Annotated in this window: 13 protein-coding genes and 2 pseudogenes; 9 read left to right on the plus strand and 6 right to left on the minus strand. The window is 72.4% G+C overall.

The genetic code is table 11. The features are described 5' to 3' along the window. The first annotated feature begins 196 nt into the window (after positions 1-196). The 6 genes from HEP81_RS02335 to HEP81_RS02360 are packed head-to-tail and all read left to right on the plus strand — an operon-like array spanning position 197 to position 6,024. The gene (locus HEP81_RS02335; RefSeq protein ID WP_063755198.1) at positions 197-1,303 is read left to right on the plus strand and encodes a Gfo/Idh/MocA family protein; all 1,107 of its coding nucleotides are present in this window, start codon (positions 197-199) and stop codon (positions 1,301-1,303) included. A 1-nt stretch (position 1,304) separates the two neighbouring features. Next, complete coding sequence (locus HEP81_RS02340) at positions 1,305-2,183, plus strand: sugar phosphate isomerase/epimerase family protein (RefSeq protein ID WP_037652033.1); 879 nt, start codon at positions 1,305-1,307, stop codon at positions 2,181-2,183. Then, positions 2,180-3,490 carry a M20/M25/M40 family metallo-hydrolase gene (locus HEP81_RS02345; protein ID WP_051849902.1) on the plus strand — a complete coding sequence of 437 codons (1,311 nt, stop codon included), beginning with the start codon at positions 2,180-2,182 and terminating at the stop codon, positions 3,488-3,490. The genes HEP81_RS02340 and HEP81_RS02345 overlap by 4 nt, the downstream gene beginning before the upstream one ends. Positions 3,491-3,548: 58 nt before the next feature. Beyond that, positions 3,549-4,667, plus strand: coding sequence for an Ldh family oxidoreductase (locus HEP81_RS02350; protein ID WP_037652031.1), 1,119 nt, complete (start codon positions 3,549-3,551; stop codon positions 4,665-4,667). After that, on the plus strand, positions 4,664-5,602 hold the full coding sequence (locus tag HEP81_RS02355) for a Gfo/Idh/MocA family protein (protein ID WP_037652029.1): 939 nt from the start codon (positions 4,664-4,666) through the stop codon (positions 5,600-5,602). Before HEP81_RS02350 ends, HEP81_RS02355 begins: the two co-directional genes overlap by 4 nt. Next, positions 5,599-6,024: a DUF6917 domain-containing protein gene (locus HEP81_RS02360; RefSeq protein ID WP_037652027.1), complete on the plus strand. Its 426-nt coding sequence runs from the start codon at positions 5,599-5,601 to the stop codon at positions 6,022-6,024. The genes HEP81_RS02355 and HEP81_RS02360 overlap by 4 nt, the downstream gene beginning before the upstream one ends. Positions 6,025-6,190: 166 nt before the next feature. Here HEP81_RS02360 and HEP81_RS02365 read toward each other — a convergent pair whose 3' ends face one another. From HEP81_RS02365 to HEP81_RS02380, 4 genes are all read right to left on the minus strand, one after another. After that, positions 6,191-6,724 (minus strand): EF-hand domain-containing protein, encoded by a 534-nt coding sequence (locus tag HEP81_RS02365; protein WP_037652026.1) that lies wholly within the window; start codon positions 6,722-6,724, stop codon positions 6,191-6,193. A gap of 156 nt (positions 6,725-6,880) precedes the next feature. Continuing rightward, complete coding sequence (locus HEP81_RS02370) at positions 6,881-8,140, minus strand: nucleotide sugar dehydrogenase (RefSeq protein ID WP_037652025.1); 1,260 nt, start codon at positions 8,138-8,140, stop codon at positions 6,881-6,883. A 56-nt stretch (positions 8,141-8,196) separates the two neighbouring features. Further along, positions 8,197-8,424 carry a hypothetical protein gene (locus HEP81_RS02375; protein WP_141720588.1) on the minus strand — a complete coding sequence of 76 codons (228 nt, stop codon included), beginning with the start codon at positions 8,422-8,424 and terminating at the stop codon, positions 8,197-8,199. A 182-nt stretch (positions 8,425-8,606) separates the two neighbouring features. Beyond that, positions 8,607-9,092 (minus strand): hypothetical protein, encoded by a 486-nt coding sequence (locus HEP81_RS02380; protein ID WP_037652024.1) that lies wholly within the window; start codon positions 9,090-9,092, stop codon positions 8,607-8,609. A 255-nt stretch (positions 9,093-9,347) separates the two neighbouring features. Between HEP81_RS02380 and HEP81_RS02385 the strand changes: the two are divergent. Then, positions 9,348-9,444: pseudogene (locus HEP81_RS02385) on the plus strand. Positions 9,445-9,573: 129 nt separating this feature from the next. On the opposite strand, the pseudogene HEP81_RS02390 reads toward HEP81_RS02385, so the two are convergent. Both HEP81_RS02390 and HEP81_RS02395 read right to left on the minus strand, forming a co-directional pair. Next, positions 9,574-9,750, minus strand: a pseudogene (locus tag HEP81_RS02390) (SAM-dependent methyltransferase); the annotation flags it as partial. 48 nt (positions 9,751-9,798) lie between these two features. Further along, the gene (locus HEP81_RS02395) at positions 9,799-10,458 is read right to left on the minus strand and encodes an MSMEG_1061 family FMN-dependent PPOX-type flavoprotein (RefSeq protein ID WP_037652021.1); all 660 of its coding nucleotides are present in this window, start codon (positions 10,456-10,458) and stop codon (positions 9,799-9,801) included. A 155-nt stretch (positions 10,459-10,613) separates the two neighbouring features. Between HEP81_RS02395 and HEP81_RS02400 the strand changes: the two genes are divergently transcribed. Then, positions 10,614-11,822 carry a LuxE/PaaK family acyltransferase gene (locus HEP81_RS02400; protein WP_078967162.1) on the plus strand — a complete coding sequence of 403 codons (1,209 nt, stop codon included), beginning with the start codon at positions 10,614-10,616 and terminating at the stop codon, positions 11,820-11,822. Further along, positions 11,819-13,210 carry an acyl-CoA reductase gene (locus HEP81_RS02405; protein ID WP_051849901.1) on the plus strand — a complete coding sequence of 464 codons (1,392 nt, stop codon included), beginning with the start codon at positions 11,819-11,821 and terminating at the stop codon, positions 13,208-13,210. Before HEP81_RS02400 ends, HEP81_RS02405 begins: the two co-directional genes overlap by 4 nt. Positions 13,211-13,340 lie beyond the last annotated feature (130 nt).

Below are 13,340 nucleotides of genomic sequence, written 5' to 3' on the forward strand. Positions count from 1 at the left end.
GTCGGATCTTCCCGCAGACGGAGAAAGGAAAGGATCATCTTCACACTTTGTGGGTAACGGCGTTCCGGTTCGCTTGACCCTTTCCTCATCGGGCGGCAATAGTCGGGCGGCGCGCCGGAGTTGTGCGCGACGTCCGACGAACCGGGCGTTTCGCGAAAGGCGTTCGCCTCTCGTTCCCTCTCTCCCAGGAGGCCCTGTGCTGAAGCCCCTCGTGGTCGGGCTCGGCCGCTCCGGTTCCGGGCTGCATCTGAAGACCCTCGCCCGGCTGGCCCGGCGCACCGCGGCCACGGGCGATCCGCTCCTCGCCCTGCCCGTGGTCGGCTGCGATCCGCGCGCCGAGGCACGGGGGAACGCGGGGGCGCCCGGTGAACTCACGGCCGTCGGCACGCTGGACGAGGCCCTGGCCCGGATCGACCCCGACACGACGGTGGCCCATGTGTGCACTCCGCCCCGGCTGCGGTACGACGTGATCGCGCGGCTCGCCGGACACGGGGTGCGCCGGCTGATCGTGGAGAAACCCCTGGCCGCGTCCGCGGGCGAACTCGACGCCCTGGTACGGCTTCGCGAGCGGGCCGACCTGGACATCGTGGTCGTCTCGCACTGGACCGGCTCCCGGCTCACCGGCCGACTGCGCCGACTGGTCCGCGACGAGACGCTCGGTCCCCTGCGCGGTATCACCGTGGACCAGCACAAGCCCCGCTTTCTGCGCTCGCTCACCACCGACGGGCATCCGAGCGCGCTGGACGTGGAGATCCCTCACTCCCTGGCGCTCGCCCTGGACCTGGCCGGTCCGGCCGAACTCCGGGCGGCGCGCTGCTGGGACCTGCGCTGCGAGGACCGGGTGCTGCCCGGTCTCGGTGGTGCCCACGTCGAGCTGGAGCACCCGTCGGGGGTGCGGACCCTGCTGCGCTCCGATCTCGGCGCGGCGGTCCGGCAGCGCACTGCGGTCTGCGCGTTCGAGGGCGGCACCGCCACGGCGCACTTCCCACTGAGCGAGGACGACGACCATGCCCAGCTCATCGTCCACGGCCCGGACTCCGAGGCCGTACACCATGTCTTCCGCGACGACGCCCTGACCGACTTCCTGGAGGGCGCCTACCGGGGCTTCGCCGCGGGGACGGCCGGTGCCGTGAACTTCGCGCTCGCGTGCGCGACGGCACGGCTGCTGTGCGTGGCGCGCGAGCGCCACGCCGTCGTGCCGCGGCCGGACACCGTGCCGTCGGCTGCCCCGGCTCCTACCGCCGTAGCTCCGACTCCGCTGCCGGCGACCGGAGTTCCGCAGGCCCGTGCCGGGAGCCGCTGACATGCCTCCGGAACACATCGGCACCCACGGCTTCGGTCCGCCGGCCGGCATCGGGGACGAGGCCGCACCCGGCGCGGACGGTCAACTGGCCGCGCTACGACGGCTGGGCTGGAACTCCATCGAGCTGCGCAATGTCGACGGCACCGCGCTCGCCGACCTCTCCCCCACCGCGTTCCAGGCGCTCGCCCGGCGCCTCACGGACGACGGGTTCACCGTGGTCGCCGTGGCGTCCCGGATCGGGAACTGGTCGCGTCCGGTCACCGGCGACATCGGCCCGGACCTCGCCGAACTCGATGTGCTGGCCGAGCGGTGCGCCGCCCTCGGCTGCCGGCTGGTGCGGATCATGTCGTACCCCAACGACGGCCTGCCGGAGGGGGAATGGGCCGACCGCGTGCTCGCCCGCACCGCCGTCCTCGCGGACCGTGCCGCGCGCGCGGGCCTGGTGCTGGTGCACGAGAACTGCGCGGGCTGGGCCGGGGGCCGGGCCGACCGGGCACTGCGCCTGCTGCGCGCCGTCGACAGCCCGGCTCTGCGTCTGTTGTTCGACATCGGCAACGGCGTCCCCTACGGGTACAGCGCCCCGGCCATGCTGCGCGACCTCGCGCCCTACGTGGAACATGTGCACATCAAGGACGGCGCCCGTCTGCCGGACGGCTCCACCGCCTACACACTGCCCGGCGAGGGCACCGCCGGGGTGGCCGAGTGCCTGCGGATCCTGGCCGCGCACGGCTATCGCGGGGCGCTCTCCCTCGAACCGCATCTCGCGGTACGGCCCCACGAGGGGCTGACCCGGGCCGGTGCGGACGCCGCCGATCTGTTCGTACGGGCCGGGCAGGCGCTGACCGCGCTGCTGAAGGACCTCGCGGACGGCCCGGCGTGAGCGCACTGTTCACCGGCCGGTACCGCGAACTGCTCCTCGATCTGCTGCGCCTGCCGAGCGTCAACCCGCTGGAGACCGGGTCGGCCGATCCGCCGTCCCGGCTGCCGGAGCTCCTGGAACGGTACGCGGCAGCGGCGGCCGAGGCGGGGTTCCGTACGGTACGGCTCGCCGCGCCGCCCGCCGACTGCCTGGACCGGCCCGGCGTACCGGCCACGGTGCGCGCCGCCGCCCGGGACCCGCGCTTCCTCGCAGGTCAGCCCAGTCTGCTGCTGCGCCTGGGGCCCGAACGCGCCCGCGCGGACACGGTGATGTTCAACGTGCACCTGGACACCGTCGCCGGTCACACCCCGCCGGTTTGCGACGGCACCCGGTTCACCGGGCGCGGCGCGGTCGACGCCAAGGGACCCGCTGTCGCCCTGCTCGCCGGGCTGGCGGCCGCCGCCGCGCATCCCGCGGTCGGGCGGGACGTCACCGTTGTGGTCCAGGCCGTCGCCGGGGAGGAGGGCGGCGCGCTGGGCACCTATGGGACCCGGCCGCTGATGGAGGCCGGGCACCATGGGCGGCTCAATGTGTTCTGTGAACCGACCGGGCTGCACGCGCTGCCCCGGGCGACGGCCGCCATGACCGCGCGGATCACGGTGGCGGGCGAGGACGCGGTGGACGACCACCCGGACGCCGGGCACAACGCGACCGTGCTGCTCGGCTTTCTCGCCCAGCATCTCGCCGCCCGCCTGGACGGGGCCGTGCCCGGTGCCCGGGTGTGCGTGGCCGGGCTGCACACCGGCCACACCCACAACCGCGTCCACGGCACGGGCACGCTGCTGCTGAACCTGTCGTACCGCACCACCGCCGACGGCGACCGGCTGAAGACCGCGGTCACCCGGCAGTTCACCGAGGGCCTGGACCGCTTCGCCGAACTGTTCGGCGCGGGGCGGGAGTTCGCCCGTACCGCGCGGGACGCGGCCCGTGTCACCCGGCTCGGCTGGGACAAGCAGGGGCTGCCCGCGCTGGACAACCGCGACCCCTGGGCCGAGGCGCTCCTGACCCGGGCGGGCGCCCGGCCCCCGGCCGACGATCCCGGCTTCACCTGCGACGCCGTCTGGGCGGCGGGCCTCGCGGACGCTTTCACCGTGGTGCTGGGCCCCGGTGACCTCGCCGCCAACCGCGCGCACGCGCCCGGCGAGTTCGTGGACCTCGCCGACCTGGAGGACTTCGCCTCGGTGGTCCGGCGGCTCGTCACGTCCTTCGCGGACGGGGCGCGGCCGGCGGTGGCGCGAGCCGGACGCCCGGCGACCGGACCACGGTGAGCCGCTTCCCGGCGAACCGACCCGCACAAGAACCGACCCCATCCCCTAAGGAATCCGGATGACGGCACCCCCCGCCCACCGAGCGGCGGCCGAGCACACCCCTGTCCTGGTCGACCACGGCGAACTGCACACCGCGCTCACCGCCCTGTTCGCCGGCCATGGCATCCCGGACGCGCGGGCCCGGCTCGCCGCGGACGCGCTCTGCCACGGCGATCTGACCGGGCTCGACTCCCACGGTGTGTTCAACCTCGGCCGCCTCTATCTGCCGCTGCTCGCCGCCGGCCGCTGCGATCCGCGTGCCGAACCGCAGACCGTCACGGACCTGGGCGCCTGCGCGGTCGTGGACGCCCGCCGGGCGCTCGGTCTGTGGGCGGCGGCCGAGGCCATGGACGACGCCGTGGCCCGGGCCTCCCGGCACGGCATCGGTCTGGTGTCGGTCCGTGGCGCGACCCATTTCGGGTGCGCCGGTTTCCACGCGGTGCGCGCCGCGCACGCCGGGATGATCGGTGTGGTCGCGAGCAACTGCGGTGGCCAGCGCATCGCACGGCCCCCGGGCGGCGCGGTCGCGATGCTCGGCACCAACCCGCTCAGCGTCGCCGCGCCCGCCCTGGACGGACATCCGTTCCTGCTGGACATGAGCACCACGGTCGCGCCCACCGGAAAGGTACGGGTCGCCGCCCGGCGCGGCGAGCCGGTGCCCGCGGGCTGGCTGGAGGACGCGGCGGGGGCGCCGGTGACCGACCCGGCCGCCTTCGACCGCGGCGAGGCGTTCCTGCGCTGGCTCGGCGGCAGCGCGCGGACCGGCGTCCACAAGGGCTTCGGGCTCGGTATCGCCGTGGAGTTGCTGGCCGCCGTGGTCTCCGGCGCGGCCGTGGGGCCCGCGCCCGCGGCGCTGGAGGGGGACGGCCGGCCGCACGGCAGTGACGACGACATCGGCTTCTTCCTCCTCGCCATCGCCCCCCAGGTGCTGCGTCCCGACGCGGACATCGCGGACACGACCCGGTCGCTGTTCGGCGCGCTCACCGACTGCCCGCCGGTGCGCGACGGCGAACCGGTGCGCTATCCGGGCTGGTGGGAGGCGGAACTCGCGGCCGAACGCCACCGCGAGGGCATCCCGCTGCCGCCGCATCTGTACGAGGAGCTGATCGGGCTCGGCCTGCTCGGGGGCCGCCGATGAACCGTCCGCTGCGCCTCGGGGTCGTCGGCCTCGGCGCCATCTCCCCTTACTATCTGGCCGCCGCCGACCGGCTCCCCGAGTGGGAGCTGACCGCCGTGTGCGACGCCCGCGCGCAGACCCTGGAAGGGTTCACCGGTCCTGCGGCGCGGTTCGCCGACCATCGGGTGCTGCTGGCCGAGGCCCGGCCGGACGCCCTGGTGGTGGCCGTCCCCAATGATGTCCATCTGCCGGTGTGCCGGGACGCGTTGACCGCCGGTGTCCCGGTGTGCGTGGAGAAGCCGCTGGCACTGACCGCGGCACAGGGGCGCCTGCTGGTGGAGCCGGCGCGCGCCGGCGGGGTCCCCTTGATGACGGCGTTCCACCGCCGCTACAACACGGCCGTCCGCGAGCTGGCGGACCGGATCGCGGGCCGGGAGGTCCGTTCGGTCCGGGTCCGGTACCTGGAGCGCATCGAGGAGCATCTCGGCGGCGAGGACTGGTACCTGGACCCCGAGCGCTGCGGCGGGGGCTGTCTGGCCGACAACGGCCCCAACGCCTTCGACGTGGTACGGCTGCTGCTCGGCGACCTCACCGTCACCGGGTGCGCGCTCGAACGCGACGGCCATGGCGTCGACCGCCGGGCGGTGATCCGGCTGCGCGGCCGTACCGGGGCGATGGCATCGGTCGAGCTGGACTGGTCCTACCCCGGTGAACTCAAGGACGTCGAGGTGGAGTTGGCCGACGGGGAGGTGCTGGGTGCCGACATGCTGGCCGGGCACACCGCTTTCAAGGGGTCGCTCTGGCACGAGTACGAGGCGATTCTCGGTGAGTTCGCGGAGCTCGTGGACGGGCGAGGTACCGCCGGTCCGGGGGCGCACGGCGGGCTGCACGCGCTGGAGTTGGTCGAGGCGGCCTACGACTGCGCCCGGCCCGCCACGCTCAAGGCGAGCCGGTGAACCCCGCGGAGGACGGCCCGAAGCGGGTGGTGCGCGGCACCCTGGTGAAGGTGCTGGTGCACCGGCGCACGGACCGGGGCATGCGGGTGGAGGAGCACGCGGCGCGCTGTGTACGGCGCGGTGAGGTGCACGAGCTGGTCAGCACCGACCAGTGGGAGCCGTATCCCGGCGCCCGGATCGACCGGGTGGGCTTCCTCGGCTTCGTGGAGCTGGGGTGCGGCGGGGTGATCGACCGGGGTGACCAGGTGTGTGTCGGGGACACGGTGGTCGGCAGGGTGCTCGGTTTTGACGCCTGTCATCTGCCGAACCACTACAACATCCTGATCCATGCCGAGCGTTCGGTCAGCGGCCGTGACCTGGAGCTGCTGCCCGAGCAGACCGTCACCTTCACGCAGGGCGGTGGCGCCTCGCAGGGTTGCTGACCGCACGGGTGGGCCTCTGTACCCGGAGTCGGGTACAGGGGCCCCTGTGTGGCCGGATCCGTACGGGTCCGGTCTCCGCCTCCTCACCGGTGTCGTCGCGCACGCGGTGGCGCCGGCCGCTGAGCCCGGCGGCGCCACCCCGTGTCACCGGAGGCGGTGCGGCGGGTCAGCCGAGCAGTTCGACCTCGAGCCGACCGAAGTGGAAGTCGCGGACGACCTCCAGGAGTTCGTCCTCGGACAGCCGTCCGTCACCGTTCTTGTCGACCTTCTGGAACGCCAGACCGGCCTCGGACAGCGGCACGCCGACGCCGGACAGCCACGCCTGGAACTCGCGGGCGTCGATCTGCCCGTCGTGGTCCTCGTCGCACAGGCGGATGAGCGCCTTCACGATGGGCGACAGGGCGCGGTTGAAGCTGGCCTCGCCCTCCTTGAACAGCATGTCCCCGGTGGCGTCGAGGAACTGCTGGCGGCTGATGGCGCCGCCCGCCTCGACACCGGCCTTCTCGGCGAGGTACTCGTACAGACCCGTGAAGGCGGCCTGGAGTTCCTGCACCTCCGGCGCGTCGGCGTCCTTGCCCAGGTTCTGGGCGATACGTCGGGCCTCGCTCTGGAAGTCGGCGGCGTCGAGGACCCCGTTGCCGTCGGTGTCCCACTTCTCGAAACGCTTGACCAGACGCTCGTTGGCGGCAGCGGTGCTCATGGGTTTCTCCTTGATGGTGATGGTGTTACGGCGGTGCTGAACTGCGGCGCCTGGGCAGGGCCGCATCCACGCACGGCGATGCCGTGCGCGGGCGCTGGGGGCCGGTACGGGACCGGCCGGAGGGGTGCGCCGGACGGAGCCGGCGGGGGTGAGAGGTCAGAGAAGGGTGACTCTGCTGCCCACGGCCTTGCCGCGGGTGTCCAGCAGGGCGCAGCGGGCCCGGCCCAGCGTCTCTCTCGCGTAACAGGCGTGGTCCTGGAGCAGGATGGCCACGTCGGTCCGGTCCAGGGCGTCCCGCAGCTTCTCGGTGCGGGGCAGCGGTGTGCCGCCGACGGTGAACTCGGGGACGTAGGGGTCGTGGTACGACACCTCGACGCCGGCGGCGAGCAGTCCCGCGGCCACCTGGCGTGCCGGTGTCTCGCGGATGTCCGCCACATCGGGTTTGTAGGTGACGCCGAGCAGCAGGGCTCTCGCCCCCTCGGGACGTCCCGCGGTCTTGGTGAGGATGGCCAGCGCGCGCTCCACGACATGGTCCGGCATGCGGCTCAGTACGTCCTGGGCGGCGGCGAGGGTGCGGAAGGCGAAGCCCTGGGACTCCGCGCGGGCGGCGAGATAGCGGGGGTCGACGGGGATGCAGTGGCCGCCGATACCGGGTCCGGGACTGAACGGCGCGAAGCCGAACGGTTTGGACGCCGCGCAGTGCAGGACGTCCCAGATGTCGATGCCCGTCTCATGGCAGAACAGGGCGACCTCGTCGACCAGGGCGATGTTGACGTATCGGTAGGTGTTCTCCAGGAGCTTGGCCATCTCCGCCTCGCGGGTGCCGCGGGCGACGACGAGCTGGTCCACGAACCGGGAGTAGAACGCCACGGCGTGTTTGGCGCACAGCGCGGTGCGACCGCTCACGATCTTCGGGGTGTTGCGGACGTCCCAGGTCGGGTTGCCGGGGTCGATGCGCTGCGGGGAGTACGCGAGGTGGAAGTCCTCGCCGGCCCGCAGTCCGCTGCCGCGCTCCAGCAGGGGGCGTACGACGTCCTCGGTGGTGCCCGGATAGCTGGTGGACTCCAGGACGACGAGCATGCCGGGGTGCAGACGGGCGGCGACGACCGCGGCCGCGTCCTCGACCGCGGAGAGGTCGGGCAGGCCTTTGTCCGTGAGTCCGGTGGGTACGCAGATCACGACGGTCTGGGCGCCGTCCAGGACCGCGGGGTCGTCCGTGGCGTGGAAGCCCGCGCGGAGCATGGCCGCGACATCGGCGTCGTCGACCCCTCCGACGTGCGAGCGGCCCTCGGCGAGGCCGTGCACCACCGGGCGGGACACGTCGTATCCCGCGGTCGCCAGGCCGGCCGAGACCGCGGCTCGGGAGAGCGGCAGCCCGACGTGCCCCAGCCCCATGACGACGAGTTCGGCGGCCATCTGTGCAGGTTCTCCAAGGTGTGGAAGCGGGTGTGGCGAAGGTGGACGGCCGTGACTCAGGTGAAGGTGCCGCCGCCGGGCCGCTTCGGATCCGTCCTGAGCACCGCGATGTCGCCCTCGTCCGCCGCGTGGGCGGTGCCGGTGGAGGCGCTTGCCGCGGGCAGTGCACTGGCCGCGGCGAGCGGGGCGATACGGGTACGGCGCATGTATTGCTCCAGTTCGATGGCGTCGTTGAGTTGATTATTTTCTTCCGGAACACCGGATAAGCGCAGAAGCTGCCGCAAGCACCTGAACCGGCGAAACGGTCACACGAAGTTGACGCCAGATTCGGCCACACACCTCTTCACGTGCTCCGACTCCCCTGATTTCCATGTGCGTTGCGGCGCACGGAAACGACGATGACCGCCACCCCTTGCGGGCGGCGGTCATCGTCATGGCGGTCCCGATCGGGTCGGGACCGGGGAATTCAGTGCTGGACCGGCGGGCAGTAGCCGGTGTCCTCGCCGATGGAGTTGATCTCGGCGTTGGAGCGGGGGTCGCCCGCGTAGTCGATCTGGTTGGTGCAGCTGACGCCGGGCTTCTTCGGGGTGCCGGAGGGCTTGCTGCCCTTCTCCGGGGCGGGGCAGTGACCCGTCTGCTCACCGATGGAGTTGATCTCCGCGTTCGACCGCGGGTCACCGGCGTAGTCGATCTGGTTGGTGCAGCTCACCCCGGACTTCTTCGCGGTGCCCGTCTGCGTGGTGTGCGTGGCGCCCCGGCCGGAGGCGGATGCGGATGCGGGGGCGGATACGGAGGAGCTGGGCCGCGTGGTGCTCGTGGCGGTGGACGACGCGGCCGAGGAGGGCGAGGCGCTGTCGGAGGCGCGGTCGGAGCCACTGCCGCCGCAGGCCGTGAGCGAGAGGCCGAGAGCGACACCGGCGACAGCGAGCATCGAGATCTTCTGGACGCGCATCAGTTCCCCCTGGGGACGGGTCCCGCTCCCGGTGAGCGGGCCTTGCGCCGATCAAGACAGAGGCTCCGCCGCCCCGGTTGCCCGGCACCCGCCCCTGAGACATTCCTGTGACATTCGTGGCCGATACACATATCAACGGGCCGGAACGGAGACGGAACAGAGCCCCCGTCAGGCCCTCGTCAGCGCTCCGTCAGCGCCGTCCGGCAGTCTCTTCCCTGTGAACGGCGAGGGGCACCGCCCCGGAGCCGGGAACGAGGAGAGGTGCCCGGAGTGGCTTATCGGGGACCGCTGAGCACGTCTCAAGGTCGGACCCCCCAGGGGGTCCACGCAGGTTCAAATCCTGCCCTCTCCGCCGCCTCCGCTTCCAAAGAGCCCCCATGTCACCTGCTCGACTTCCCCGGGGCGCCCCTCGTGGCCGTCCTGCTGTGCGGGGGCACCGGCGTCACGCTCCCCCGGCCCTGGCCTTCCCCGCGCACGCCCTGGTGGCGTCCGGGTCCATGTCCGGCCGTTCGCGCCAGCTGTCGCCGGGGGCGGCGAGTCGCAGGCCGATCTCGTCCACCAGTACGTGCGTCGGCGGGTCGACCAGGAGGTGCGTCGCCCGCCGCAGGGCGGTACGCACCGCGGTGCTGTCCGGTGTGCCGGTTTGACCGTCCGTCATGCCCTGTCCCCTTCCCGTTCCCGTGTGCGCGCGTCGCGCGGACGACTCCTACTCGTACCGGTACTTCAGCGAGTCCGCCTCCGCCTGCTCGATGTCGGCGATCGTCAGCTCCGGCATCCGCAGCTGGGCCAGGGTGACCTCGGCCGAGGTCGGCTGGGCGTCCGCAGCCGGCCACTGCTCCGGCTTCCAGGCGCCGCTGCGCAGCAGGGACTTGGGGCAGTGCGGGTAGACCTCCTCGATCCCCACCACCAGCGCACTGGCCGGCGGCTTGCCCACGGCGGTCAGCTGGGACAGCAGCTCCGGGCGGGTGGAGACGCAGGCCCGGCCGTTCACCCGGAGGGTCGTGGTGCGCCCCGGGACGATGAACATGAGCCCGGCGCGTCCGGTGGCGATGACGTTCTGCAAGGTGTCCAGCCGCTTGTTGCCGGTCGCGTCCGGTATCGCCACCGTCCGGTCGTCCAGGACGGAGACGAACCCGGCGGGGCCGCCGCGCGGGGAGACGTCGCAGTTGCCCTCGGCGTCCGCGCTGGCGACCAGGACCAGAGCCGAGCATCCGATCAACCGCCGGGTCTGGTCGGTGAGTTCGGTCATCTGCTTGCGCACGGCCGCGGCGCTGGGGAGTGCGTAGACACGGCGCAGCGTCTCCTGGTCGGTCACGGCGTCGAGGCGGAGCGAGTCGAATGCGCTGCCGGCGGGTGTGGGCGTCATGATCCCGACCCTAACGGCCCGTCCCCCGAGCGGATGTCGCCGCTCCGTCCGAGAAGATCGCGCGAGGCTGGCTCAAATCCATCGGAGTCGTCGGGGACTTAAGTCGTGGCGGGTTCAACTTGGTCTGCACACACTAGTGATCAACAAGGAGTGCTATGACCACCGCGTCGACCTCGGACGCCGAGCTCGTACGTCAACTCGATTCCCTCGCCAAGTACTTCGGCCCCCTTCAGGTGCCGGAACCCGGAGAGCTGCCGCGGGTGCAGGAGCTGTGCAGTGTCTCCGACCCCTTTCGCGCCGATGCGGCCGCCGACGAGCTGTTCGTCGCGGCCATGCGGGAGATCAACGCCTGGCACGCCCTGCGCAACCCGCTGTTCGGGGCGCTGTGGAAGGAGGCGGGGGCACCGGATCCGGACAGTGTGGAGCAGGTCGCCGAACTGCCCTACATACATGTGAACTTGTTCAAGCGACATGCGCTGAGCTCGATCGAGGACGATGCCGTGGCGCTGCGGCTGACGTCGTCCGGGACGGGTGGCGAGAAGACGGAGATCGGGTTCGACGCCTGGTCCATCGGGGCCGCGCAGCGGATGGACGCCTGGACGGTGAAGGCGCTGGGGCTGATCGACGTCGAGCGTCCCGCCAACTACCTCGTCCTCGGGTACGAGCCGGATCCGCGGCTCACCATGGGCGCCGCGCACGGGCTGAACGAGCTGTGCGACTTCGCGCCCGTCGCCTCCGTCCGGCACGCACTGCGCAACACCGGCGTCGGCCATGAGTTCGACCCCATGGGCTGCGTGGACGCCCTGCTGGAGTTCGCGGCGCGCGAGGAGCCGGTGCGGATCGTCGGATTCCCCGCGCTGCTGCACTCCGTGCTGGAGCGCATGGGGACGATGGGGGTGCCCCCGCTGCGACTCCCCGAGGGTTCGCTGGTGTTGACCGGCGGTGGCTGGAAGAGCCACGCCGACCGGGCCATCGGGCGCGTGGAGTTCCGGGAGGGGATCGAGCGGCGGCTCGGCATCCCGGGTGAGCGGATCCGGGACTGTTACGGCTCGGTCGAGCACTGCCTGCCGTACATCGAGTGCGCGGCGCACCACTTCCATGTGCCGGTGTGGGCGCGGTGCGTCGTGCGGGACGTGCGCACCCTGGAGCCGGTGGGGTACGACGAGGTGGGCTATCTCCAGTTCGTGTCGCCGTTCATCACGGCGCTGCCCGCCCACAGCATCCTGATGGCCGATCTGGGCACCTTGCGTCCGCCGGGTGACTGCGGGATCGCCACACCCTGGTTCGAGGTCCATGGGCGCGCGGGTGTGCGCCGTAACCGTACATGTGCCGTCGCCGCGGCGGAGCTTCTGGAGGTTCGATGACGACCGTCGCGCAGACCCTGACCACGCCCTACTACTGGCAGGGGGAATGGGTCGACGAGGAGGAGGCCGGGCGGCGGCTCGATCGGCTCGGCTCCGTCCTTCCCGCTCTGCCCGGGCCGCTGGACGTCGAGCACGTCCTGGGCGCCTGCGAGAAGTTCGCCGGGACGCTCACCGACCGGGACGGCGCTGAGTACAGGCGGCTGTTCGCCGATCTGACCGATCCGGCCACGACGGCGCTGCCCGTCGCCGACGCGGAAGCCGCCCTCGCGGGGCTCGCCGCGGCCCTCGACCGGGGGCTGCTGGCCGCCCAGTTGACGGCGGAGCTCGGCGGCACGGCTCCGCACCGGCCCGCTCCGGCGGCGTTCGCGGGCGGTGCGGCGGAACTGTGGCAGCCGATCGGCACGCTGGTGCACATCGTCCCGCGCAACGTGGCCGTCGCGGGCGTGCTCAGCGCCGTCGAGGGCCTGCTCGCGGGCAATGTCAACGTTGTCAAGACCAGTGGCGGGGAGAGCCTGTTCACCCAGCACGCGCTGGCCATGCTCGCCGCCGCCGACCCTTCGGGTCAGGTGCGCGACCGGCTCGTGGTGCTGCGGTTCTCCTCCCGCGACACGGAGTGGCTGCGGCAGCTGTGCCGTCCGGCCGACGCGGTGGCGGTCTGGGGCACCGAGGAGGCGGTCGAGGGGGTCGCGCGGTTCCTGCCGTCCGGGTGCCGGCTGGTCGAGTGGGGGCCGAAGATATCCCTCGCCTATCTCGACCGTACGGGTGAACGCCGGGACGGCCGGGCGCTGCGGGCGCTGGCCCGGGACATCCTGCGCAACGGCCAGCGCACCTGCACGAGCCCCCAGGTCGTCTATGTCGACACGGACGACGCGGAGGTGCTGTTCGCCGAGGCCCGCGCCCTCGCGGACGCGTTGGCCGCCGAGGCGGACGCGTTCCCCGAACTGCCGAGGGAGACGGCCGAGCAGGCGGAGGTCACCAACGTCGTCACGGTCGCCCGTCTTGAGGAACACCTGGGCATCACCCGGACGTTCAGCGGACCCGGCGGCCGCTGGCACGTCCTCGCGGACAAGCGCCCCGGCCTCACCGCCTCTCCCCTGTTCGGCACCGTCTGGGTCAAACCGCTCCCGCGCGAGGACATCGTGCGCGTCCTCCACCCGATGCGCCGCTACCTCCAGACCGTGGGCCTGCACACCGCGCCCGACCACGCCGTCTCCGTCGCCACCGAGTTCTTCCGCGCCGGCGCCCTGCGGATCGCCGCGTTGGGATCCATGCTGGACAGCTACCCGGGCGAACCCCACGACGGCCAGTTGGCGCTCCAGCGGTACAGCCGCAGGGTCAGCATCGCGATGGCGGGGGTGGCGGGGGCCGCCGGGGGCGATGCGCGCTGACATGGGGAATCAACGATCGAATGACTAGCCGAAAACGATCGTTGACAGTGCGTGGCCGCCCGTAGCACGATCTTGCGGCAGGGGCGGCGGCTACGGGGGTGCCGTCGCCCCTGCCGCCGCTCCCTGCCGC

Source organism: Streptomyces griseofuscus, assembly GCF_014673495.1.
Lineage (GTDB): Bacteria > Actinomycetota > Actinomycetes > Streptomycetales > Streptomycetaceae > Streptomyces > Streptomyces murinus.